Origin of the sequence: Peptoniphilus olsenii (assembly GCF_040545475.1) — a bacterium.
Classification (GTDB): Bacteria; Bacillota; Clostridia; order Tissierellales; family Peptoniphilaceae; genus Peptoniphilus_A; species Peptoniphilus_A olsenii.
Genome location: NZ_JBEPMA010000003.1, coordinates 77,239 through 100,563, shown reverse-complemented (window position 1 = coordinate 100,563; position 23,325 = coordinate 77,239). Strand labels below are relative to the sequence as shown.

The window sequence follows — 23,325 nt, the reverse complement described above, 5'->3', positions numbered from 1 at the left end:
ATTGATAATTATAGCTTTTGACAAAAAAATAATAAAAAAATAAAAGTATGAGCAAATAACCCATACTTTTATTTTTTCTTAACTTCTAAATTCATTATAATATCTTCTATGGTTTCAAATTCAAATACTGAAGAATCTATCATCAAATCATAATTATGACCTTCTCCCCAGTTTCTGCCCGTATTTCTGGAATAATGATTTGACCTGCGACTATTTTCTCTATTCATCTTTAGTTCTACTTTTTCTTCTTTTATATTATAAGAATTGTGTATTCTTTGTTTTTTAAATTCTTCCTTAGCATAGATAAAAACAGAAAAAATATCTTCATCTGTCAACACAAAATCCGCACACTTACCAAATATGACAGCCGGCCCTTTTTTTGCAATTTCTCTAATAGTACGAGAATCCATCAAAAACGCTGCATCATTAACAGACATATCTTCTTGTGAGTAGGAATAATTTTGTCTATAAAGATCATAAATAGTGCCCTGCAAAAAAGAATCATCTTTGCGTACATCCTCAGGTTTTACTTTATTTTCAAGGCTCATAAGCTCTATCACTTTATCATCATAAAACTTTATATTTAATTTATCGGCAATATGTTTGGCAATCTCTGTTGCACCACTGCCGTATTCTCCATCAATTGTTATTATTTTATTGGAGCTTTTGCCAAAAATCTTATCAAATAGCGACATTTCCTCACCTCTAATATATTATATAGTATAAATGTGTTAGAAATATTAATTTATATTAAATTTATGTGAAAAATTAACTAAGAATTTTTAAATTTCTTTCTAATTAATTTCTCCACAGGAATTTGTGCAAATAGTGTGGCCAAAAAAATTAAAAATGCTCCAAGTATTTCACGTTCATTCATAGCTTGATTCAAAAGTATCCATCCAAAAATTGCTCCAAAGACTGACTCTAATGAAGTTATCATGGATGCAATAACAGTATCTAAATCTTTTAGTGCGATTATCTGCAATGTGAAGCCCACTCCCGAAGAAAGTATCCCTACATACAAAATTGTAATATAAGATTTTAAAATCGCTTCAATTTTTATATCTTCTCCCATATAGGCAATGATGCCTGAAATTATTCCACATACCAAAAACTGAATGAAAGATAAAATAATACTATCTGTGTCTTTGGAAAATTCTGCCATTAACATCAAATGTATTGCAAAAGTAATTGATGATAAGAAGACAATAAAGTCTCCTTTGTTTATCCTAAATTCACCTTTTACAGACATTATATATGTCCCCACCATAGCAGTGATTATACATAGTGTTAATTTTTTATCCAGCTTTTTGCCAAATAAAAGCCCAATTATAGGAATGAAAACGATATATAAGGCCGTAATAAATCCAGCTTTACCTGCCGTTGTATACACTAGACCTATCTGTTGAAGATTTACAGAAAAAGTAAATGCCACTCCACATATCAGTCCACCCTTTACTGTCCTGCGTATTGAGTAACTATGTATGTCAGCAACAACTTTTGAATTTTTAAAGATAAAATATGTAACAATCAAAAATACACAAGCTACAAAAGAACGTGCTGATGTAAAAGCAAAAGGACCTAGATGCTCCATGCCTGCAGTTTGAGCTACAAATGCTAAACCCCAAATGATTGCTGTAATAAATAACATTAACGAAGCCTTTAAATTTCTATTCATATAAGCACCACCTATTAAAAAAGTACCAACAATCGATTATGTACTATAATCAACTAAATTGGTACTTAGTTTCTTTGCTATTAATTCAATGTTATCACATATTAATAATTTAAAAAAGACCTCTATAAAAATAAAAATATTAAGATGAGATATTTAATTTATTTTTAATTTAATCTGTTAGAGTGAAAATAATAATTGTTTAATGTATAATATTTGTGAGGTGTAAAAATGATTAAATTTAACATATACGGCAACGAAGAAGGTGCGAGAGTACATTTCTTAACTAAAGAAGACATTGCAAAAAACGACTTTAATGATTATCTTGAAAATAAGAATTTTAAAGCTGAACTAAAAGATATACTTTATCTACCAAACACAAAATCAGATAGCGAAATTTTCATTGGGCTTGGCAATCAAGATATTAAACTTGACGATGTGAGAAATATTTTCTTCGAATTAGGTAACTTATTGAGAAAAGAAAAAGAAGAAATAGCCACAGTAAAAATGCCCGACTTTGGAATTTGCCAAAAGAAAACAATCATGGCAGCATATGAAGGACTGCGACATGGAGAATATAATTTTAGCAAAAAAACAAAATCTAAAGATGAAATATTTGACTTAACTATAAATTATATCGCTGCTCGTGGACCTGAGGAAAAACTACAACAAGGAGTTCAAATATCTACAGATATAATGGACGGAGTATTCTTAGCAAGAGATTTAGTAAATGAAACTGGAAATATAATCTATCCCGAAACTCTGGCTAATATTACTAAAGAAAAACTTGAAGAAGTTGGAGTAAAAGTTAGAATTTATGAAGAGGAAGAGATTAAGAAACTAGACATGAAAGCTTTTCTTGCAGTCGGAGGAGGAGCTGCTAATAGACCAAGACTAATTGTAATGGAAATTGAAAACGGTGATTCTCCTAAAACAGCCCTAGTGGGAAAAGGACTAACTTATGATAGCGGCGGATATAATATTAAAACTGCAAAAGGCATGGTGTCAATGCATTCTGATATGGGAGGTGCCGGCAGCGTTATCGGAACAATGTATGCACTAGGAAAAAGCAAAGCAAAAGTTAATGTAGTAGCTGTAGTTGCAGCTTGTGAGAATATGATTTCTGGCACTGCGTATAAATCAGGCGATATAATTGATACCATGAAAGGTTTAACTGTCGAAGTTAAAAATACAGATGCAGAAGGTAGACTTACACTTGCCGATGCTATTTTCTATGCTACAAATAATTTCAAAGTTGAAAGAGTAATTGATCTTGCAACTCTAACTGGTGCAGTTTTATCCGCACTTGGCGAAGAATATACAGGCGCAGTTACAAATGATGATGGCTTTTATCAAGAACTACTTCAAGCAGCAGAAATTGCTGGTGAAAAGATTTGGGCTTTCCCATATGATGAGGACTTCAAAAAATTAAATAATTCAGATGTAGCAGACATTGCAAATACAAGCTCCAATGGTGCAGGCTCTGTTACTGCAGGACTATTTGTCGGAGAATTTGTAAAAGAAAACACAAAATGGATACATTTGGATATAGCAGGCACAGCTTATAGAAGTAAAGCTAAGGGATACTTGCCAAAACGTGCCACTGGAATTCACGTTAAAACATTATATAATTTATTAAATCCAATTGATTGCTAACATTTGACAGTACCCCTCCTAATACGTATCTAGGTTTAGGAGGGGTACTACATTCTATCGTGCTTTTTCAATATTTTAATTTAACTAAATATTAAAATTATTTTTTAGTATATTTATTAAATAATTTTTTATTTGAAAATTGAAAAATACAATCAGCAAATTGTCAAAAAGTTATAACTTTTACAATAAATCTACCTTATAATATTATCAATTCAAAAAGAAAATAATATTAATATAAGAAATTTAGATAATTTAAATTTAATATATTAATTATTGACTCAATCATAAAAATCAAAATAAAAACTGTCTCACTAATTAAAAATACAGTTCGAGTTTTATCTTTTTCTACAAATAAATTACATAAAAGTCTATTATCCAGCATTAATTTAACTAAGAATTCAAATATTACAATGAAAATCAAAATGTAAACAAACTCTTTTCTATTATATAGAAATACTTCTTTATAATTTCCATGGATAGTATAAAAAATAAATTGTGAAAAAACAGATCCTACAGAAATAATAATTAAATAAATTTTTGAGTCAACAAATTTTTTATTAATACGCATTAATAAAAAATTTATTAACCAAATGAATACAATGAATCCAATAAATATTAGAAATTTTAAAAATTCCTTATAAGGGGTTCCTTGCAAATATAATAAAAACAAATTTATAAAAGAAAATATTTCTATTACAAAATTATTGTCTTTAATTGTTTTTTTCTTTCTATATATTATAAATAAGATAATTAACGCAATAATTAAAAAAATGGTATCTCGTATAAAATAATTCATAATCAATTATCCAACTCTGACTTTATCATAATTACTACTCATATAAGGATAATCTTTCCATTCCATATATGCAGTAGATACGACATCATTCTCAGTATGATCTACAACCACAATCTTCTCAACAGCCTTACCTTTATCTCTGAAATTCCTTAGTTGCGAAGTTTGAACAGCTGAAATAAAACCATTTATAATACTAATTTGTCCTAGCCCTATTTTAGCAATCCATGAACTTATCCCATCTGGATGCTTCGCAATTTCCTTGTCGATCATATTATTAGGAATATAGATATAAGTAGTTGTAGCATAAGAATTAGAATTAATACCACCCCCACCTCTTGGAGCCTTTATACCTGAAGCTCTTAAAAAACTAATTCCATTTTGTGCTTCACGTAAAATATTTTCATTTGAATCTGTATTAAGTCCCAATCTATTATCAATTTCATCTTCATAAAATTTAAGATGATCTAATCTACCTTGCTCTATAAGTTGTTCTTTAATATCATTTAATATTAATTCCTTTTCTTGCTCTTTTGTAATTGAAATCTGATTATCATACAATTTTTGTTCTTCCTCAATTGCGAAAACTGGACTCATAAGACACTGAGCTAAAATTAAAGCCATACTCAAAAAAAATAATTTTTTTCATTATAAACCTCCCACTTCTATATAAAAATATACTTATAAAATAATTATACAAATATTATATATCAAAGTCAAATCTTGTATTTATAAAATACTAAAATATATATGTTTATTTGAAAAGTGAAACTAAAAAATCTATTATTTTTTCTATAAAGTTTTTGGTATCTTTTACTGCCTTTTCGCCTTCTGGTGAATTTAAAAATTCATTTGCTTTTTTGGAATATTCCCCGACTTTATTAGCTACAAGTTTCCAATCTATATCGGCATTTTTCATGTTGTTAAATAGAGTTGTGAGTCCATCTTTAGCACTATCTGATAGTCCTAGATTATAATTAGTATTTACGGTATCTACTATTTGTCTAACTTCTTCTTTAGACTGTGGCATTTTTGCAGCCATTTCACTTTTAACTATATTTATTACATCATTTGTCTTTTCTTCGCCAATATCTTCTGATAATTTTGTCTGTAGTACGAGCTCTTCATTAGCTACTTTCTTAACATCTTCAGGAATTTTCTTGCCAGAAGTTTCTTCATAAGATTTTAAAATTCCAGTAAGAGCAGCTGTGCCTGAAACTTTGCCTGGTGCTGTCACATATACATCGGCATCTTTTACACCTGCAGTTGTCATGGCATTTCTGTAGGAACTTTCGCTGACAACGACAATATTTGGCGAAATTTCAATATTAATTCCAGAGCCTTCCTTTGTATATCTAACAATAGCAGATGATATGGCCTTGTTGCCAATTTCTTTAGAAGTGAGTACATCCCCTAAGTATTGGTATTCTTCTTCATTTGTAACTTCAATTATCTTGGCATCTTCTGTTGCATTCATTTCTTGAAGTATTTCATCTCTTTGATTGAGTGTTAAGTCTCTACCTAAAGTTATTATTTCATCCTCGCCTTTTGCAAATATATTGACTGGTAAAATTAAAGCAGCAGAAAGAAATGCCACTTTAAAAATATTTTTTATTTTCATAATACCCCTCCATTTTTATATTTTAACAGAGTTTTGTGTAATTGTTGTGGTTTCCCTATGAAATTTAGTTATATTTAATAAATTTAAGAATTTCTTAACAATTAAAAATATTGTATCAGTTCTATATACTCTAGTGAAGTACATAATATGAAGTATTAATAGAGAAATAGATTTTTATTTATATTTTATTGATATAAGTAAAAGTTTGTTATTAGTAATAATGTAAAAAAGATATCAAATTATATTGACAGAACTACTCCTATACAGGTAGATTCCTCACTCTTCGAGTAGACGGCGACTTACCAAACTCTTCGGGTTTTCCGCTCGAAATTACAGGTGAAGGGGTTGTAGCAATTCTTTCAAAATGTCATCTCGACTAAGCGAACACAGAAAACGCATAGAAATTTCATAAGTGATAAAAAATAAAAAATTTGGGATTTCCATATTCTGTATCAATAGAAAACCCAAATTTTATAATTCACTCATTATTCTTATGAAATTTTATCATATCATTAAAAATATACCACATATCCTCTACGGTATCTCTCTTTTCTGAAGAGAAAGTGATTAGATTGTCTTTTGACTTCATTTCTAATTTTTTAACTATTGCATCTACATGTTTATTTAACTGAGATTTTTTAATTTTATCTTGTTTTGTGGCAATGACTATCCCTGAAAAACCAGAGTCCAAAATATAATTATACATTTGCTTATCAAGTTCAGTTGGTTCGTGTCTAATATCTACCAATAGTATGGTTTCAAGTAAATTATCTCGAGTTTCTAGATATTCGTTTATTATACCTGCCCATTTATCTTTTTCTGACTTAGCTACTTTTGCATAACCATAACCTGGCAAATCCACAAGTCGCAATTTATCATCTACATTATAAAAATTGATAGTTCTTGTTTTGCCAGGAGTAGAAGATGTCCTAGCCAAATTTTTTCTACTTAGCATTGCATTTATAAATGAGGATTTCCCAACATTAGAGCGGCCTGCAAAGGCAATCTCTTTTATATTTTCATGTGGATATTGTTCTTTTTTAACTGCTACTCTTTCCAGTTCTGACTTTTTAATTTTCATGAAAATCTCCTATGGCAATTTTGGCCACTTCTTTGAAATTAGTTGCTGTTTTTATCTCTAATTTATCGATGGCTTCTTCTTCAATTTCATTTAAATCTCTTTTATTTTCTTCTGGAATTATTACTGTTTTAACTCCAAAACGCTCGGCAGCTAATAATTTTTCTTTAAGTCCTCCAATAGGAAGAACTTTTCCTCTTAAAGTTATCTCCCCAGTCATTGCTACATCACTTCTTACTGGTTTTTGTGTCAGTGCAGATAAGACAGATGTTGCAATAGTTATACCTGCCGATGGTCCATCTTTTGGCACTGCACCTTCAGGTACATGTATATGAATATCTTTTTTAGTTCTAAAACTTGGATCTATTCCAAAATCTTTTGCGTTAGACGCTATATAAGAAATAGCCGCACTAGCAGATTCCTTCATTACATCTCCTAAAGATCCTGTAAGGCTTAGATGACCTTTACCCTCCATTATTGAAGTTTCAATATTTAAAGTAGTACCACCCACCTGTGTCCAAGCAAGACCATTTACAGATCCAATTTGGTCCTTAACCTCTCTTTGATCAATTGTAAATTTCTTTTCACCTAAATATTTTTCAATATTCCTTGTCGAAATTGAAACTCTTTTAGCATCATTTTCTATAATTTCTAGAGCTGCTTTTCTTGCTATTTTTGATATTTCTTTTTCTAAGCCTCGTACGCCAGATTCTCTTGTATAATAGTCGATTGTATCTTCAATAGCTTTATCAGATATATTTACATTTTTGCCATAAAGTCCATTTTCTTTTATTTGTTTTGGAACCAAGTATTTTTTTGCAATATTAAATTTTTCGCTTGGAGTATATCCACCGAGTTCGATAATTTCCATTCTATCAAGTAGAGGTCTCGGTATTGTTGAGGTAGTATTTGCAGTAGCTATAAAAAATACATTAGACAAATCAAAAGGAAGTTCCAAATATCTATCTGTGAAAGTATCATTTTGCTCAGGATCTAACACTTCAAGCAATCCACTTGCTGGATCACCTTTGAAGTCGTTGCCTACTTTATCTATCTCATCAAATAAAAATACAGGGTCATTTTCCTCAGCTTTTTTTATAAGTGTTATTATCCTACCTGGTAGTGCACCCACATAAGTCCTTCTATGACCTCGAATTTCAGATTCATCTGTTACTCCACCTAAGCTCATCCTGACAAATTTTTTGCCAAGAGATTTTGCTATTGATTGTGCTATTGAAGTTTTACCAACTCCTGGTGGTCCAACCAAACAAAGTATTGGTCCTTTTAAATTTTCCTTTGCAAGTTTACGAACGGCAATAAATTCGAGTATTCTCTCTTTCACATTTTTAAGTCCATAATGTTCTTCATTTAAAATCTTGCGTGCATATGCTACATCAACTTCTTCATCTGAAGATTCTTTCCAAGGAAGTTCCAATATCCAGTCAAGATAATTTATAATTTGAGAATAGTCTGGTGATTGAGAATTTAACGATGCTAACTTGTAGGCCTCTTTCATTGCCTTTTCTCTAACTTCTTCTGACAAATCTTTATCTTCAAGTTGTGAAACATAATCGTCAGCCATGCCAGCTTCATCTTGAGAATCTCCAAGTTCTTTTCGAATTACTTTAAGTTGTTCTTTCAAATAAAATTCTTTTTGTACTTTGTCTAATTTAGATTTAACTTCATCATCAATTTCTTTTTCAATTGATAGAACTTCTATCTCTCTTTTCATTATTTCATGAAAGGCCACTATTCTTTCATAAATATCAACAGTAGATAAAATCTTTTGATGATCTTCTAACTTAAAATTTAGATATCCTACAACAGTGTCAATAAATCTTGATGGATCATCAGTATCCATTAAATTAGACAGTAATCCAGGCAACATTTTTTCATCTAAAGTAACGTATTTTTCAATATCTGCTACTGCAAGACGAAGTGCAGCTTCTAAATCTTCACTTTCTTCATAACTTTGAATTTTTTCTTCAAATACTGTGAGCTCAGCTTCAATAATATTTTCGCTTATATCAAGATTTTCTATTTGAGCCCTTTTTTCTCCTTCCACGAGGACACGAACTATCCCTCCAGGGAGTTTTAAAATTTGTTTTATTGTAGCAATTGTACCAATTTCATATAAGTCTTCTTCATCAGGCTTTTCTACATTAAAATCTATTTGTGCCACTAAAAATATTTTAGAATTTGCCATTTCGGCTTCTTCTACTGCATTTATTGATATATCTCTTCCACAGTCGAAATGTGTGACCATATGAGGAAATACCACCATATTTCGAAGGGGGATAAGAGGTAATTTTAATTTTTCCATTACAACACACCTTTTAAAAAAGCCGTGGATAACCACGGCGTTTTACTTTTTGATTAGCTTTGCAGATGATTTACCATCAACTGCATCTTTAGTTATTTGAACAGCCTTGACATCATCACGTGACGGTATCTCGTACATGACATTCATTATAGTATTCTCGATTACACCTCTTAGTCCTCTCGCACCAGCTTTTTTGTCAATAGCTTTTTGGGCGATAGCTTTAAGAGCCTCGTCATCAAATATTAAATCTACATCATCAAGTTTCAATAACTCTTTATATTGTTTTACAAGAGCATTCTTAGGCTTAGTTAGAATTTCAACCAAGGCACCCTCGTCAAGTTCTTCAAGTGTTATTGTAACTGGAAGTCTACCTATAAGTTCTGGAATTAAACCAAATTTTAGCAAATCTTCAGTTTCAACTTTTTGTAAAATATTTTTGCTTTCTTTTTCTTTATCATATAATTGAGAACCAAAACCCATTGATGATTTTGAAATCCTATTTTCAATTATTTTGTCAATGCCATCAAAAGCACCGCCAACGATAAATAAAATATTAGAAGTATCTACTTGAATAAATTCTTGACTTGGATGTTTTCTACCACCTTGTGGTGGTACATTTGCAACAGTTCCTTCTATTATTTTAAGAAGTGCTTGTTGTACGCCTTCGCCACTTACATCTCTTGTGATTGACACATTCTCTGATTTTCTTGCTATTTTATCAATTTCGTCAATATAAATTATTCCTTTTTCGGCTTTTTCTATATCATAGTCAGCATTTTGAATTAGCTTTAATATAATATTTTCTACATCTTCGCCAACATAACCAGCTTCTGTGAGTGTAGTTGCATCTGCAATTGCAAAAGGAACATTTAAAAGTCTAGCAAGTGTTTGTGCCAATAATGTCTTTCCTGAGCCAGTAGGCCCAATCATTAATATATTTGATTTTTGAAGTTCAATGTCTGAGTCAGTTTTTTTAGATGAAGCGATTCTCTTGTAGTGATTATAAACAGCCACAGATAGAGCTTTTTTAGCATCTTCCTGTTTAACTACATAGGAGTCTAAAATTTCTTTTATCTCTGCTGGTTTTTTTAATGAAAATTCAGCACTATCATCTTTATCTATCTCTTCATTTAAAATCGTATTGCAAAGCGAAATACATTCATTACAAATATTTACATTTGGCCCTGCAATAAGTCTTTTAACTTGATTTTGAGTTCTGCCACAGAATGAACATCTCATAACTTCATCTGTACCAGCCATAATTCACCTCTAAATCAATCCCTACTTTCTATTACTCTGTCTATAAGTCCATATTCTACTGCTTCTTCTGCAGATAACCAATAATCCCTATCTGTATCTCTTTCAATTTTATCTAGAGGTTGACCAGTATTATCTGCAAGTATTTTATTTAGTTTGTGTCTGATTTTTAAAATCTTTTCAGCATTTATCTGAATATCACTTGCTTGGCCTTGTGCACCACCTGATGGTTGATGAATCATAATATCTGCATTTGGAAGAGCGAATCTTTTGCCCTTAGTTCCACAAGCAAGTAAGAATGCTCCCATTGATGCTGCCATACCTATACAAATTGTAGAAACATCTGGTTTTATATAATTAATTGTATCAAATATAGCAAAACCAGCACTTACAGATCCACCTGGCGAATTTATATAAAGTTGAATATCTTTATTAGGATCAACAGACTCAAGAAATAATAATTGAGCCACAATTAAATCAGCCATAACATCATTTACTTCACCACTTGCAAAGATAATTCTATCTTTTAAAAGTCTAGAGTAAATGTCATAAGATCTTTCTCCTCTATTAGTTTGTTCTACTACCATAGGCACTAATGCCATGAGATCACGTCCTTCTCTAAATTTAATTATTCTTCAGTATTATCTTTTTCTTCTTTTGTTTCTTTTGGTTCAACAAATTTTGCATGTTCAACAATAAAGTCTACTGCTTTTCTTTTTTCAAGGTCGCCTCTAACAACTTCTTTATTTTCGTTGAGCATGTATTCTTTCATTCTTTTTTGATGTTCTTCATCATCTTTGAAATATTCTTTAACAACATTTTCTACTTCTTCTTCAATTTCTTCATCAGTAACTTGAAGATTTTCTGCTCTAACAACTGCTTCAAGAGCTAGGTCGTTTTTGACAGTTTTTTCTGCACTTGGTCTTGCGTTTTCTCTAAATTCTTCCATAGTTGAACCAACCATTTTTACATAGTCATCAAGTGAAATTCCTTGAGCTCTAAGTGTTTGATCATAATTTGCTACTGTTTGGTCCATTTGAGCTCTAACCATTCCATCAGGAATTTCAACATCTACTTTATCTCCAAGCATTTCAATTGCTCTTCTTTGTTTTTCCATAAGAGATGTTGTTTCAAATTCTTCTTCTTTTTTCTTTTTAAGGTCTTCTTTAAATTCTTCAACTGTATCGAACTCAGAGATATCTTTGATAAACTCATCATCAAGTTCTGGAAGTTCTTCATATGAAATACTGTTAATTTTAATTTTAAATTTTGAAGTTTTACCTGCAAGATCTTCTTGGTGGTAATCTTCTGGGAAGTCTACATCAATATCAAACTCTTCTCCTATTTCGTGACCAATTAGTTTTTCTTCAAAACCTGGTATGAAAGTATCAGAACCAATTTCTAAATCTTGGCCTTCTGCAGTACCACCTTCAAAGTATTCTCCATCAACAGAACCTTTGAAGTCAATATTTACAATATCTCCTTCTTTAACTGCTCTATCGTCAACATTTATAATTCTTGCATTCATTCTTCTTTGATTTTCAATTTCTGCATCAAGAACATCATCAGTAACTGTTAAAGTTGGATCTTCTATTTCCATACCCTTGTAATCAGAAACTTCAACTTCAGGTTTAACATCAACATCAACTTTTACCACTAATTCATCTTTACCCATTGTTTCTTCATCAATATCCATATTTGGATTATCAACTACATCTAATTTTAATTCATCGATTGCTTTTTCATAAGCTTCAGGCAAAAGTTCATTTACTGCATCTTCAAAGAAAACATCTTTACCATACATGTTTTCAATCATTTGTTTAGGAACATGTCCTTTTCTAAATCCTGGAATTTGAAAATATTTTTTATTTTTTTTGTAAACTTCAGTTTCAGCTTTCTTTATATCTTCTTTTTTTAAAACAAGGTCAAAAAAGACTTTGTTGTTTTCCTTCTTTTTTATTTCAGTCATTTAAATCCTCCTCGCTCTCGGCGTATTTTAACATTTTTCTATTATAACACAAGTGTTTTTAAAAATATATTAAATCTCCCTATCCTTTAGTATTTTAGAGAGTATTTCCATTTCTTCATCATTTAGAGTAACACCCTTTGACATTTTTGCATGCTCAGGATCCCATTCTCTAATATCATATTTAGCAGGTCTATCATTAAAACTAACCTTATTTAACTCTTTTGTCCAACCTTTGACACTTTCTGATAGGACCCCTAAGTGTTCTACTATCTCAAATTTAAAGTCTGCCATAATTCTCCTTATTTATTTTCAATTTCTTCTAATATATTGTTAATTGCTTCTCCAGCAGTTATTTCCATATTTACCATTTCTCTTCTAGTTGAATATTCAACAATATTATCTGCTGATTTTTTACCACAAGTTATTCTAAGTGGAATACCAATAAGATCTCTATCCTTAAATTTAACTCCAGCTCTGTCACGTCTGTCATCAAGTAGAACTTCTACTCCCTTTTTCTTTAAATCATTGTAAATTTTTTCTCCTAAACGGACTTGCTCTTCATTTTTAACATTTACTATAGTGACAATAGCCTCATATGGAGCGACAGATAATGGCCAAATAATTCCATTTTCATCATGATTTTGCTCTATGATTGCTGTGACAGATCTAGTTATACCCACACCATAAGAACCCATTACAAAATACTTTTCTTTGCCATTTTCATCTAAGAAAGTTGCCCCCAAAGATTTTGAATACTTTGTGCCAAGTTTGAATATATTTCCTACTTCAATTCCTCTGGCAAATTCATATTTTTCATCTGTTCCAGGAACAAGGTCTCCTTCTTGAACTAGAAGTAAATCTTCTACTACTTCACCTTTGAAGTCTCTGCCAAAATTTGCATTTATATAGTGGTATTCATCTTCATTTGAACCTATAACTAAGTTTTTCATATCAGTAAGAGATTTGTCAACTATTATTCTAGCGTCAATATCTTTTGGACCAGTATATCCTGGATATGATTTGATATTTAAAATCTCTTCATCTTCCATCATCCTGATTTCATGCTCAGGTGCTGCCGTATATGAAATTAGTTTTGCCATATTTAGTTCTCTATCTCCTGGTATGAAAACTAAGACTGGTTCACCTTCAATTATCAAATCTATAGCTTTTGCACATTTTTTCTTTTCTACATTTAAAAATTCTGCAACTTCATCAATTGTCTTAGTATTAGGTGTATTTACCTTTTCAATTTCTTTTTCTATCTCAGTTTCTGGGAGATTGTATTTTACTGGAGCTTTTTCTTCAGTCGCTCCAAATTTACCCGATGGTGAATATACTATTACTCCTTCGCCTGTTTCAGAAAGTGCAATAAACTCATGACTGCCTGTACCACCCATGGCACCATTGTCACCTTCAACTATTTTATAATCTAGGGTAAGTCTATCAAAAATATTTTCATAGGCTCTATACATATTCATATAAGCTATATCTAAATTTTCTTCAGATGTATCAAAAGTATAAGCATCTTTCATTGAAAATTCACGAGCCCTATTTATGCCAAATCTCGGTCTTTTTTCGTCTCTATACTTTGTTTGTATTTGATAAAGATTAAGAGGAAAATCTTTGTAACTTTTTACTTCATCTCGAATAAGAGTTGTAAAATATTCTTCTGCTGTTGGTCCGAGACAAAATTCTCTGTCATTGCGATCTTTTAGTTTAAACATCTCAGGTCCAAATTTGTCCCATCTTCCTGATTCACGCCAAATTTCTGCAGGTTGAATAGCACTCATAAGTATTTCCATTGCTCCTGCATTGTCCATCTCTTCTCTTACAATATTTTCAATTTTTCTTATTGATCTATAGCCAAGTGGCAAGTATGTATAAATTCCACTTGCCGTCTTTCTTATCATACCAGCTCTCAAAAGATATTTGTGAGACGCAATTTCTGCATCTTGTGGATCTTCTCTTAGAGTTGGCATATAAAGTTTAGATAATCTCATAAAACCTCCATTTATTCATCAAGAGTATTATAGTATTAAATATTTTAATTCACAAGTATTTCAAATTTCGTTCTTCTGCTTACATATTTTTAAAACTACTAATACAAAAAGTTAATGTATTTTCGTAAAAATTAGCTTACCTACTTGCAAAGTCAATAACATTATACTATAAACAAAATATTTTTTATAATCTTTTTACAAATTATCAGGATTTATAACTAACACAGTTGATTATTTAATTGAATTTTAGTACTTGATATAAAAATTAATAAATTATTAATTAAAATTAGAATTAATCACTTAAACTGAAATATTTTGTCACTATTACTTATAAAAACTTTTAGTTCTAATTCAATAAGTAGATAAGCTTAACTAAAACAATTGAGACTCCCATCATGGAAGTCTCAAAATATAAAATATATTATATTAATATTAAAGTACTGCTTGAGCTGCTGTTATAATAGCAAGAGAATACACTTCATCTTCTACACAACCACGTGACAAGTCATTTACAGGAGCATTTAAACCTTGAAGTATAGGTCCAATAGCCTCAAATCCACCATATCTTTGAGCAAGCTTATATCCAATATTTCCTGCTTCAATATTTGGGAAGACAAATACATTCGCATGTCCTGCAACATCAGAATTTGGTGCTTTTTTCTTTGCAACTTCTGGAACAAAAGCAGCATCAAATTGAAGTTCTCCATCAACAGCCATATCTGGATTTTTTTCATGAGCAAGTCTTGTTGCTTCTGCAACCATATCTACTCTTTCGTGTGATGCTGATCCTTTAGTTGAGAAAGAAAGCATGGCAATTTTTGGATCTATTCCAAAAGATTTTGCTGTCTCATTAGATACAACTGCAACTTCTGCAAGTCCTTCTGCATCTAAATCAATGTTTATAGCACAGTCAGCCATTAAGTATTTTTCTTCATCTCTAAGCATTAAAAATGCACCTGAACATCTTGAATATTCTGGTTTAGTTTTAATAATTTGTAAAGCCGGTCTAACTGTATCTGCAGTTGTGTGTGCAGCTCCAGAAACAAGTCCTTTTGCTTTATTCAAATATACAAGCATTGTTCCAAAATAATTGTGGTCTTTTAAAATTTCACGTGCTTTTTCTCCTGTTGCTTTTCCTTTTCTTCTTTCAACAAAAGCTGATACCATATTGTCAATATCATCATAATTTAGAGGATCGATAATTTCTAAATTAGAAATATCAATGCATTCTTCTTTTGCAATTTCTGCTAGTTTTTCTTTAGAACCTAGCACAATTGGTTTAAGATCTCCATCTTGTTCAAGTCTTACTGCAGCCCTTAAAATTCTTGTATCGTCCCCTTCTGGAAATACAATCTCAGGTTTTTCAACTCTAATTTTACTTTTCAATTCATCAACTAGTGACATATAGTCCCCCTCTTTTAATAATTAATACTTTTATCACTAATATTATATATCTAAATTTTTTATATTTAAAGTCTTTTACCTATATGCATCAAAATTAATATCTTTAAGACTTGCATTCATCCTAATAGCATCGCCGACAATTTTAGCTATTTTGTGGTGTTTAACAGTGTGCACTCTTAAAACCTCAACTCCTTTATACGCTCCAATTGTAGTAAGAGCAGAAGAGGCTTCATCTCTATTTTCAAAACCTAAATTAGTCTCTGCTGATGAATCTATGCCATTATCGTTTAAAAGATTTACGATAAATCTCTTTCTTGATACGCCTAAAAAAGTAAAATAACCCATGTCTTTTATTACATCAATTTCATCTACTAATTTTAAATTTTCTTTTTTTGTAAGCCCAAAACCTATACCTGGATCAAGCATTATTCTATCTTTATTTATTCCATATTTATTGCATAAAGAAATAGATTTTTCAAAATATTTCTTCATTAATTCAACAATTTCCATATTTTCAAAAGATTTAAGTTCTTCATTAGAAAATATCCAATCGCCACCAAATTTAGGGAATTTTTTAGAACTCTCGTGGTTTGGTCTTGCTAGAACTGGGTTGAACATTAAAATCGCACCTGCATCAGTTTTACTTACAACCTCTGCCATTTTAGAATCTCCCAAAAAACCAGTGATATCATTTACAATATCAGCACCATTCTCTATAGCTTTTTCTGCTACGTCAGCTTTCCATGTATCAATTGAAATGGGAATATTGGTCATTTCTTTTAACTTTCTAATAACAGGAACAACTCTATTTATTTCCTCTTCAATATCTACATAAGTCGAACCTGGTCTAGTAGATTCTCCACCAATATCAATCATTCCAGCACCCTCATCTATAAGTTCAAGTGCTCTTTTTACTGCTTTGTCTACACCAAAAAACTTCCCACCGTCAGAAAAAGAATCTGGTGTAACATTTACTATGCCGCACAGAATGGTTTCTCCACCTTTTTTTATAGTTTTGTCTTTAAATCTAAAAATATCAGTATCCATGCTATCTCCTTATTGTTAAACTAAATTTTATAATATTTTAAAACTCCATTTGCGTCTTTCCTAAAATCAGCAAGTCCCTTGCCACGCAAATATTCAAGATGGGCATGAGCCTCACCTGCTGCAAAGAACTTTTGAGAATTAGGAAACTTATTAAAATCTTTTGTAGAAATATCCCAACTCATATTCTCAGCAATATCCCTAACACTACACTCGCCGTTTCGCTCTAAAGTTTTAAGTGCTTCATCAATTCTATTTTTATGGTGAAGCTTTAACTCTTCAATTCTACCACAAATATCAGTGATAAGTTCCCTATGCGAAGAATAAAGATGCTCAACATCTAAATCTTTTACTTTTTCAATATTATTTAAATAAGTTCCCAGGGAATCGCCCACCTCAAAATTCCAAAAAGTAATATTTGGAGTAATTTTCTTGAGTAAATGGTCGCCACAAAATAAAATTTTCTTATCTTTCTCATAAAGACCTATCATACCTGGAGTATGCCCAGAGAAGTCCTGAGCTATAAAATTAAAATCTCCAACATTTAAAACATCGCCAGGATTAACAGCAATATGAGGAAATTCCTTGCGTGGACGATATTTAAAACCAGGATGCTCATCTATTTTAAGATTATCAGCATCAAGACCCTGCAAATGAGTAGTTTTCATTATATCAACCCATCTAGGTGAGTTTTCATCTGCCATATCGCTCATCATATTATAATCAACTTCGCCCATATAAATTTTCACACCAAGCTCTTCATGAAACCAACTAGCAAGACCAGTATGATCAGAATGAAGATGTGTCAAAAATAATTTTGTCTTAGAGAGATTAATTTCCATATCTCGAATATAAGATAACATTTCACTTCTAATCTCATCAGTATTAAAACCCGTATCTATAATCATGGCCTCGTCATCCGACTTCACCATATAAATATTTATACTCTTCAAAGGATTTCCCTTTAAAGGTATAATTTTTAAATAAACTCCATCTGTTAACTTTTTAATCTCCGACATATATCCTCCCATTGCTCAAAATTTAAAAACCTATATAATGAAATAGAGGTGAAAAAAATGAGCGAATTTTTATTAAACATTTTCGAAAAAGAGACAATCAACAAATTGCCTCAAGATAGATTATACCCAATATTAGAAAGTTTAGACGAAGAACAACTTCTAAGTATAGCAACTACATACAGTCTAAATATATCAGATTTAAATAATATAGATAAAGTAAACTTAATTTATGAAACCATAAATAATAGATTTGAAGAAGTTTTAAACAAATTTGACAAAGAAGAACACAAATCTTTTTATGATTTCTACAACGGAACAGTAGATTATAGTGACAAAAACGTCTATGTCAATCTAAAAAAATTCACCGCACTTGGTTATGTGTACCTATATTTATCTCACACAGGTACTTATTTTAATTTTGTTATACCAGTAGAACTTATAAATAAATACGAACAACTATTGGCTAATAGCTAACTGTAAAATAAAAACGTGTATCACTACTATAAAACATAGTGATACACGTTTTTTAATATGGTGGAGGCGGCGGGAGTCGAACCCGCGTCCGAAAGTCCGTCACAGAGAATTCTCCGAGCGCAGACTATTTTTAAAATTCCTCCAAACTACTAAAAAGTCAAACTAATTTGGAGTATCGCCATTAGACCCCCTCTGTTATGGCGCCTTACAGAGTTCGTGGCCCGCTAAATTTGAAACCCTTTAACAGATCGCGGAGTCTGTCAAGGATTGCTACCAATTCTTAGGCAGCTAGTGCGAAATTATTTTCGTCGTTTATTTTAATGGACCATTTTAACGTTGTGTGATCCATCAACGGCTCGCTGCTCTAAGCTCAAAACCCCCGTCGAAACCATTTTCGCCCCCATACTATTTATTTGTAAGAAAAAATTATACTAAAAAAAGCCCTTTTTGTCAATTTAAGAGCTTTTCATTTATTTAAATTTCTATTGAATTTAACTCTGCGTTGTCTCTTAGGAGCAAATTTTTGCCACAAAACAAAACCAATTATTCCACCAACTACATTTAACATTATATCGTCAATATCCACTGAACGACCTATGAAAAATTGTATAAACTCTATTACACAAGATGTTAATAGTAAAATAAAAAAAATATTTAATAAATTCTGACTTCGCCTGTAAATTTCTGGCAATATTCTACCAAAAGGTATAAATATTATTATATTTCCTACTATATTTATCATCGCATGTCTAAAACCAGAATATTTTAAATAGGATTTTATCGTTCTGAATGGAACAAAATTCATTCCCCACGAACCATCATATATCCTATCCTTAAAATTGCCAACAAAATCAAAGTTAGCGCTAGTGAGATTAATACCCTTAGCACTAATTTGTGCATTCGGTGTAAATAAAAGAATAGCAAGTATAGCCAAATATCCTACAAAAATCCTAATTAAAAATTCTCTTCGTAAATTAGTTTTGACTTTATTTCTATTGACATACTCCCTTCTAGCAATTGAAAATATAGAAAAGGTTATGATAAAAGCAAAAATCGATTTAACAAAAAAGTACAAAAATAATTTCATATTTCCTTTAATTCAATTAATTTTGAAATATAAAATTTCTGTTCTTCTTTAATGATATGCCACTTGTCGTCTGAATTTTCGTCATATATACCAACTGGAACTAAACCAGCATCTTTAGCAGCTCTAAGAGCAATAAAAGAATCATCAACTAGATAAATATCCTGTGTATCTTCCTCAATACTATCAGCTATTGAAGTAAAAAATTTGACTTCACTTTTATAGTGACCGACTCCATCAACAGTAAAAACAGCAGAAGCATAGTCATATAAATTAAATTTATCAGCCACAATGTCTACAAAATTTTTTGCAGTAGAAGTGCCTATGACAATTTTAAAACCTTTTGACTTAAAATATTCTAATATTTCAATAGCATTTTCTTTAAGTTCAACTTTATTCATATAAAAATCAGTGACAATATCAGAAAATTCATCATAAAGCACATCAAGAGTTTCTTTTAAATTATAAAAATCTTTTAAATATAATAAAGATTTACGCAGACTCATTGTAGTCATTTTGTGTTGAACTTCATTATCTATGTCAATTCCTTTAGTTTTTAAAAATTCTTTAGATACATCTCGCCAATATCGCATAGAATCAACCAATGTACCATCTAAATCAAAAATAATAGCTTTCATCTAAACCTCCTTAATTCAATCTCACGTTACAGTATATTTTAATATTTAAAAACATAAAAATCAACTTATTTTAAAAACAGAAGAAAAACAGAGATATATAGAGAATTAATTCGAAATAGTAGACTATTTATAAAATATACTTGATTTTACGCTCTTAATAAGATAAAATAATTTGTATACAAAGTTTTGATTTTTAGTAAATACTCTGTATAATATATGAGTGTCGTCGGGGTGTAGCGCAGTTTGGTAGCGCACGTGGTTTGGGACCATGGGGCCGGGGGTTCAAATCCTCTCACCCCGACCATATAAAAAGACTGATTCATTTCAGTCTTTTTTTATTAATTAAATTTTTATTATTATAAACTTTCCTAATTTTAAAACAAAAAAAGCCACCCAATGAGGTGGCTCCTTTTAACTTCTCATAATTATTTTACTAACTCAAATGCATCTTTTGATACATAAACTGATTTTCCAGTATAAACTGTCAACCCTTTAAGTTCTACTTTTTCACCATTTTTAATTGCATAATTTTTAGCTATAGGGAATACAACTTTGTCTTCGCCTTTAGTTACAACTGCTTCATAGTTATTTTTACCAACAACTTTAAATTCTACTTTAGCTTCTTTAGCTTCAAATCCTAGTCTAATTGGATTATATAATTCTTCAGTAAGAGCATTTAGATCTACATCTAAAAGATCAGCTACATATTTACCAATTTGATTGTTGTAAACTGTACCTGATAATCTTTTGCCATCTTTAGCTGTCGCATAGCAATACAATCCAACATCTCCACCAACGTGACCTCCAGTTGTCCATGCAATATTACTTCTTGTAGAAACTACTCTACCAATTGCAGAAGCAGTGTCTTTTTCATTTTTAATAAAGTTCATTTCTTCTTCAGTTAAATCTGCAATTTTAAAGTTTTCATTCATTACTTGTGCAATATTTGATTTATCTTCATTCACAAGTTCAGCAGCTTTTGTAGTTGAAATTTTAGCATCAGCTATAATATGAGTAAATGTTTCTAATTTTGCTTTGTCATAACCCTTTGTGATATTTCTGTGTCCGAAAGTAATACCACCTGTTCCGTGGTCAGATGCAATAACAATTACAGTGTCTTCATTGGAGTCTGCAAAATCTTTCGCTACTTTAACAGCATCATCAAATGCTTTAATATCATTAACAAGTGCTACAGGGTCATTAGAATGAGCAGCCCAGTCAACTTCAGATCCTTCAACCATAAGGAAAAATCCTTTATCATTTTTAGATAATACATCAATTGCTTTTTGAGTCATTTCAGCTAAGCTTGGTTCTTTTGAAGCATCTCTGTCAATATGGTATGCAAAACTCTCTTCAGCAAAAAGTCCCCAAATTTTATCTGCTTTAGATGCTTTCATTGCATCAGGAGTAGTTACATAATCATATCCAAGATTCTTAATTTCACCAATTAAATCTTCTTTATCATCTCTTACTTCTTTAGATAGATGTTTAGAACCAGCACCTAAAACAACTTCCATGTTTTGGTATACTTGTTGTTCTCCTAAATCTTGATAATTATTTCTGTCAGGATTGTGCGCAGAAAAATCAGCAGGAGTTGCGTGTTGGATATTTGAAGTAGATACAATACCTGTAGATCTTCCAGTCCTTTCAGCACCTTCAAGCACATTTGCTAAAGGCATTTTAGCTTTTTTTTCATCAAAATCTTCTGCTCCTGGCATTCCGCCTTTTGTAGGGTAAACTCCTACAAATGGAGATTCTGATTTAACGCCAGTAGCCATTGCTGTACCAGCTGGTGCTGAGTCAGCAATAGGTGTATTAGCATTATTAGTTCTAACAAGACCTGTAGCCATATCATCCATAACAAATTTCTTTTCAGCAGTCATCCATCTTGCAGTAGTTAAAGCTTCCACGCTCATTCCATCTGGAATCATAACAATAACATTTTTTGCACTGCCATAGTCTTTACCTTCCGCAAAAACAAAGCTCGGTACAAGAGTTGCCACAGCAAGAGCAGTAGCCATAATTTTTTTTAATCTTTTCACAAAAATCCTCCTAAATAATTTTTATTTAACTATAATCTATCAAAGATGTGTAAAAATAACTTAGATGTATTGTAAAATCTATTTAAAGAGCATTAAAAAAGGGCCCCTCAGGACCCTAATTATAATCTTTATTTAGTCAATATTATTTAACTTTTTATATTTTTGAAGAGCATCTCTATAAGATACTATAATAGCTCTACATGAAGATGCTAAATAGCGTTTATTTATTTCATCAATAATATTATTTTCATCCAATAAAATATTTTTACCAACAAAAATCTTACTAATAAAATCTTTTGTCAAATCTAGAGTTGCATTGCAGTCGAAACATAATATATTTCCAGTAGCTTTTTCTACCACAAGAGCAATATAAAATACCCCATAAATTTTAGTAATAGCATTGTCCATAGTAGTCCTAGCTTCTCCAGTTATATATATAGTTCCTCTATCCACTCTTAACCCTCCATGAAATCAAAAGTTATTTTAGAAATATTATTAATAATTTCTTTCGCTAAATGGTTAGTTTTAGCATTGTTTACTAACACAACTAAAATATAATCTACTTTATCAAGAAAAAATATTCCACCATCGTTTTCTAATCCGTCTAGATTTCCACTTTTACTTGCCAATTTAACTTCTTCTGATAGATAATTCTTTAATCCGTAATTTAATTTTTGACTAAGCAACACTTCTATTGCAAAATCACTTAAATATTCAGTAACTAATTTTTTACCATATATCAGTTTTAATATATTCATTATATCATTAGATGAAGTATAATTGTTATAACCTTTTTCAATAGCATCAAAATCCATCATTTTTCTTTCTAAAACAGTGTTTTTCAGACCAAGTTTTTTTGCATAACTATTTATTTCTTTCATTGATAAAATATCAATTAATAAATTTGTACAGGAATTATCACTTAGTACTATCATGAGTTTTATAATTTCCCTTAAAGAAAACTTATGCCCTTCATCCATGTCAATAACTATTCCAGAACCATCAACTATATGTTTATCAGCAAAAATATAGTTATCTTCTAAATTATATTTTCCATCGTTTATACATTCGAGAATTGCACCCATAATTAACAGTTTAATCATGCTAGCCGAAAGCATTTTTTTATCTCCATCAAAAGAAAAAGTATAGTCCTCCTTTAAATCATAAAAACTTACACTTATATTTGCATCAAAATTACTAAAATAATTTTTTAAATCATTTTTTAATAAAATATATTCTTTCATAACT

The 23,325-nt window shown here is 30.8% G+C and carries 21 protein-coding genes, 1 tRNA gene and 1 other RNA gene; 3 read left to right on the top strand and 20 right to left on the bottom strand.

Translation table 11 applies throughout. The features are described 5' to 3' along the window. Positions 1-68: 68 nt before the first annotated feature. Positions 69-695: a cytidylate kinase-like family protein gene (locus tag ABID14_RS03795; protein WP_354367295.1), complete on the bottom strand. Its 627-nt coding sequence runs from the start codon at positions 693-695 to the stop codon at positions 69-71. Between the two features lie 77 nt (positions 696-772). Beyond that, positions 773-1,678, bottom strand: coding sequence for a DMT family transporter (locus ABID14_RS03790; RefSeq protein ID WP_354367293.1), 906 nt, complete (start codon positions 1,676-1,678; stop codon positions 773-775). 228 nt (positions 1,679-1,906) lie between these two features. Between ABID14_RS03790 and ABID14_RS03785 the strand changes: the two genes are divergently transcribed. Further along, entirely contained in the window at positions 1,907-3,331 is a 1,425-nt protein-coding gene (locus ABID14_RS03785; RefSeq protein ID WP_354367291.1) for a leucyl aminopeptidase, read from the top strand. 802 nt (positions 3,332-4,133) lie between these two features. Here the strand turns inward: ABID14_RS03785 and ABID14_RS03780 are convergent. The 12 genes from ABID14_RS03780 to ABID14_RS03725 form a co-directional block, all read right to left on the bottom strand. Further along, on the bottom strand, positions 4,134-4,748 hold the full coding sequence (locus tag ABID14_RS03780) for a hypothetical protein (protein WP_354367289.1): 615 nt from the start codon (positions 4,746-4,748) through the stop codon (positions 4,134-4,136). A 130-nt stretch (positions 4,749-4,878) separates the two neighbouring features. Further along, positions 4,879-5,745 carry a DUF1002 domain-containing protein gene (locus tag ABID14_RS03775; protein WP_354367288.1) on the bottom strand — a complete coding sequence of 289 codons (867 nt, stop codon included), beginning with the start codon at positions 5,743-5,745 and terminating at the stop codon, positions 4,879-4,881. Positions 5,746-6,223: 478 nt separating this feature from the next. Continuing rightward, entirely contained in the window at positions 6,224-6,826 is a 603-nt protein-coding gene (yihA, locus tag ABID14_RS03770; protein ID WP_354367287.1) for a ribosome biogenesis GTP-binding protein YihA/YsxC, read from the bottom strand. After that, positions 6,816-9,146 (bottom strand): endopeptidase La, encoded by a 2,331-nt coding sequence (gene lon / locus ABID14_RS03765; protein ID WP_354367285.1) that lies wholly within the window; start codon positions 9,144-9,146, stop codon positions 6,816-6,818. The genes yihA and lon overlap by 11 nt, the downstream gene beginning before the upstream one ends. A 42-nt stretch (positions 9,147-9,188) precedes the next feature. Further along, positions 9,189-10,406, bottom strand: a complete 1,218-nt coding sequence (clpX, locus tag ABID14_RS03760; RefSeq protein ID WP_354367283.1) for an ATP-dependent Clp protease ATP-binding subunit ClpX — start codon at positions 10,404-10,406, stop codon at positions 9,189-9,191. 14 nt (positions 10,407-10,420) lie between these two features. Next, the gene (gene clpP, locus ABID14_RS03755; RefSeq protein ID WP_354367281.1) at positions 10,421-11,005 is read right to left on the bottom strand and encodes an ATP-dependent Clp endopeptidase proteolytic subunit ClpP; all 585 of its coding nucleotides are present in this window, start codon (positions 11,003-11,005) and stop codon (positions 10,421-10,423) included. A 26-nt stretch (positions 11,006-11,031) separates the two neighbouring features. Then, on the bottom strand, positions 11,032-12,372 hold the full coding sequence (gene tig, locus ABID14_RS03750; protein WP_354367279.1) for a trigger factor: 1,341 nt from the start codon (positions 12,370-12,372) through the stop codon (positions 11,032-11,034). Between the two features lie 69 nt (positions 12,373-12,441). Next, entirely contained in the window at positions 12,442-12,663 is a 222-nt protein-coding gene (locus ABID14_RS03745; RefSeq protein ID WP_354367277.1) for a YdbC family protein, read from the bottom strand. Positions 12,664-12,671: 8 nt separating this feature from the next. Next, positions 12,672-14,372 (bottom strand): proline--tRNA ligase, encoded by a 1,701-nt coding sequence (locus ABID14_RS03740; RefSeq protein WP_354367275.1) that lies wholly within the window; start codon positions 14,370-14,372, stop codon positions 12,672-12,674. Between the two features lie 432 nt (positions 14,373-14,804). After that, positions 14,805-15,776, bottom strand: coding sequence for a phosphate acetyltransferase (gene pta, locus ABID14_RS03735; RefSeq protein WP_354367273.1), 972 nt, complete (start codon positions 15,774-15,776; stop codon positions 14,805-14,807). 75 nt (positions 15,777-15,851) lie between these two features. Then, entirely contained in the window at positions 15,852-16,823 is a 972-nt protein-coding gene (folP, locus tag ABID14_RS03730) for a dihydropteroate synthase (RefSeq protein WP_354367271.1), read from the bottom strand. 20 nt (positions 16,824-16,843) lie between these two features. Next, positions 16,844-17,839 carry an MBL fold metallo-hydrolase gene (locus ABID14_RS03725; RefSeq protein WP_354367269.1) on the bottom strand — a complete coding sequence of 332 codons (996 nt, stop codon included), beginning with the start codon at positions 17,837-17,839 and terminating at the stop codon, positions 16,844-16,846. Between the two features lie 57 nt (positions 17,840-17,896). Between ABID14_RS03725 and ABID14_RS03720 the strand changes: the two genes are divergently transcribed. After that, positions 17,897-18,313: a hypothetical protein gene (locus ABID14_RS03720; protein ID WP_354367267.1), complete on the top strand. Its 417-nt coding sequence runs from the start codon at positions 17,897-17,899 to the stop codon at positions 18,311-18,313. Positions 18,314-18,371: 58 nt separating this feature from the next. Here ABID14_RS03720 and ssrA read toward each other — a convergent pair. From ssrA to ABID14_RS03705, 3 genes are all read right to left on the bottom strand, one after another. Beyond that, positions 18,372-18,715, bottom strand: a transfer-messenger RNA (tmRNA) gene (gene ssrA / locus ABID14_RS03715). 64 nt (positions 18,716-18,779) lie between these two features. Beyond that, positions 18,780-19,400 (bottom strand): VanZ family protein, encoded by a 621-nt coding sequence (locus ABID14_RS03710; protein ID WP_354367265.1) that lies wholly within the window; start codon positions 19,398-19,400, stop codon positions 18,780-18,782. Further along, entirely contained in the window at positions 19,397-20,035 is a 639-nt protein-coding gene (locus ABID14_RS03705; protein WP_354367263.1) for an HAD family hydrolase, read from the bottom strand. Before ABID14_RS03705 ends, ABID14_RS03710 begins: the two co-directional genes overlap by 4 nt. Before the next feature lie 227 nt (positions 20,036-20,262). Between ABID14_RS03705 and ABID14_RS03700 the strand changes: the two genes are divergently transcribed. Further along, a tRNA-Pro gene (locus tag ABID14_RS03700) sits at positions 20,263-20,339 on the top strand. A 121-nt stretch (positions 20,340-20,460) separates the two neighbouring features. On the opposite strand, the gene ABID14_RS03695 is transcribed toward ABID14_RS03700, so the two are convergent. From ABID14_RS03695 to ABID14_RS03685, 3 genes are all read right to left on the bottom strand, one after another. Further along, complete coding sequence (locus tag ABID14_RS03695) at positions 20,461-22,077, bottom strand: alkaline phosphatase (RefSeq protein ID WP_354367261.1); 1,617 nt, start codon at positions 22,075-22,077, stop codon at positions 20,461-20,463. 132 nt (positions 22,078-22,209) lie between these two features. Then, a complete protein-coding gene (locus tag ABID14_RS03690) occupies positions 22,210-22,530 on the bottom strand; it encodes a DUF3870 domain-containing protein (protein WP_354367259.1) in 321 nt (106 codons plus the stop codon). Positions 22,531-22,532: 2 nt separating this feature from the next. Then, positions 22,533-23,321, bottom strand: a complete 789-nt coding sequence (locus ABID14_RS03685) for a serine hydrolase (RefSeq protein WP_354367257.1) — start codon at positions 23,319-23,321, stop codon at positions 22,533-22,535. Positions 23,322-23,325 lie beyond the last annotated feature (4 nt).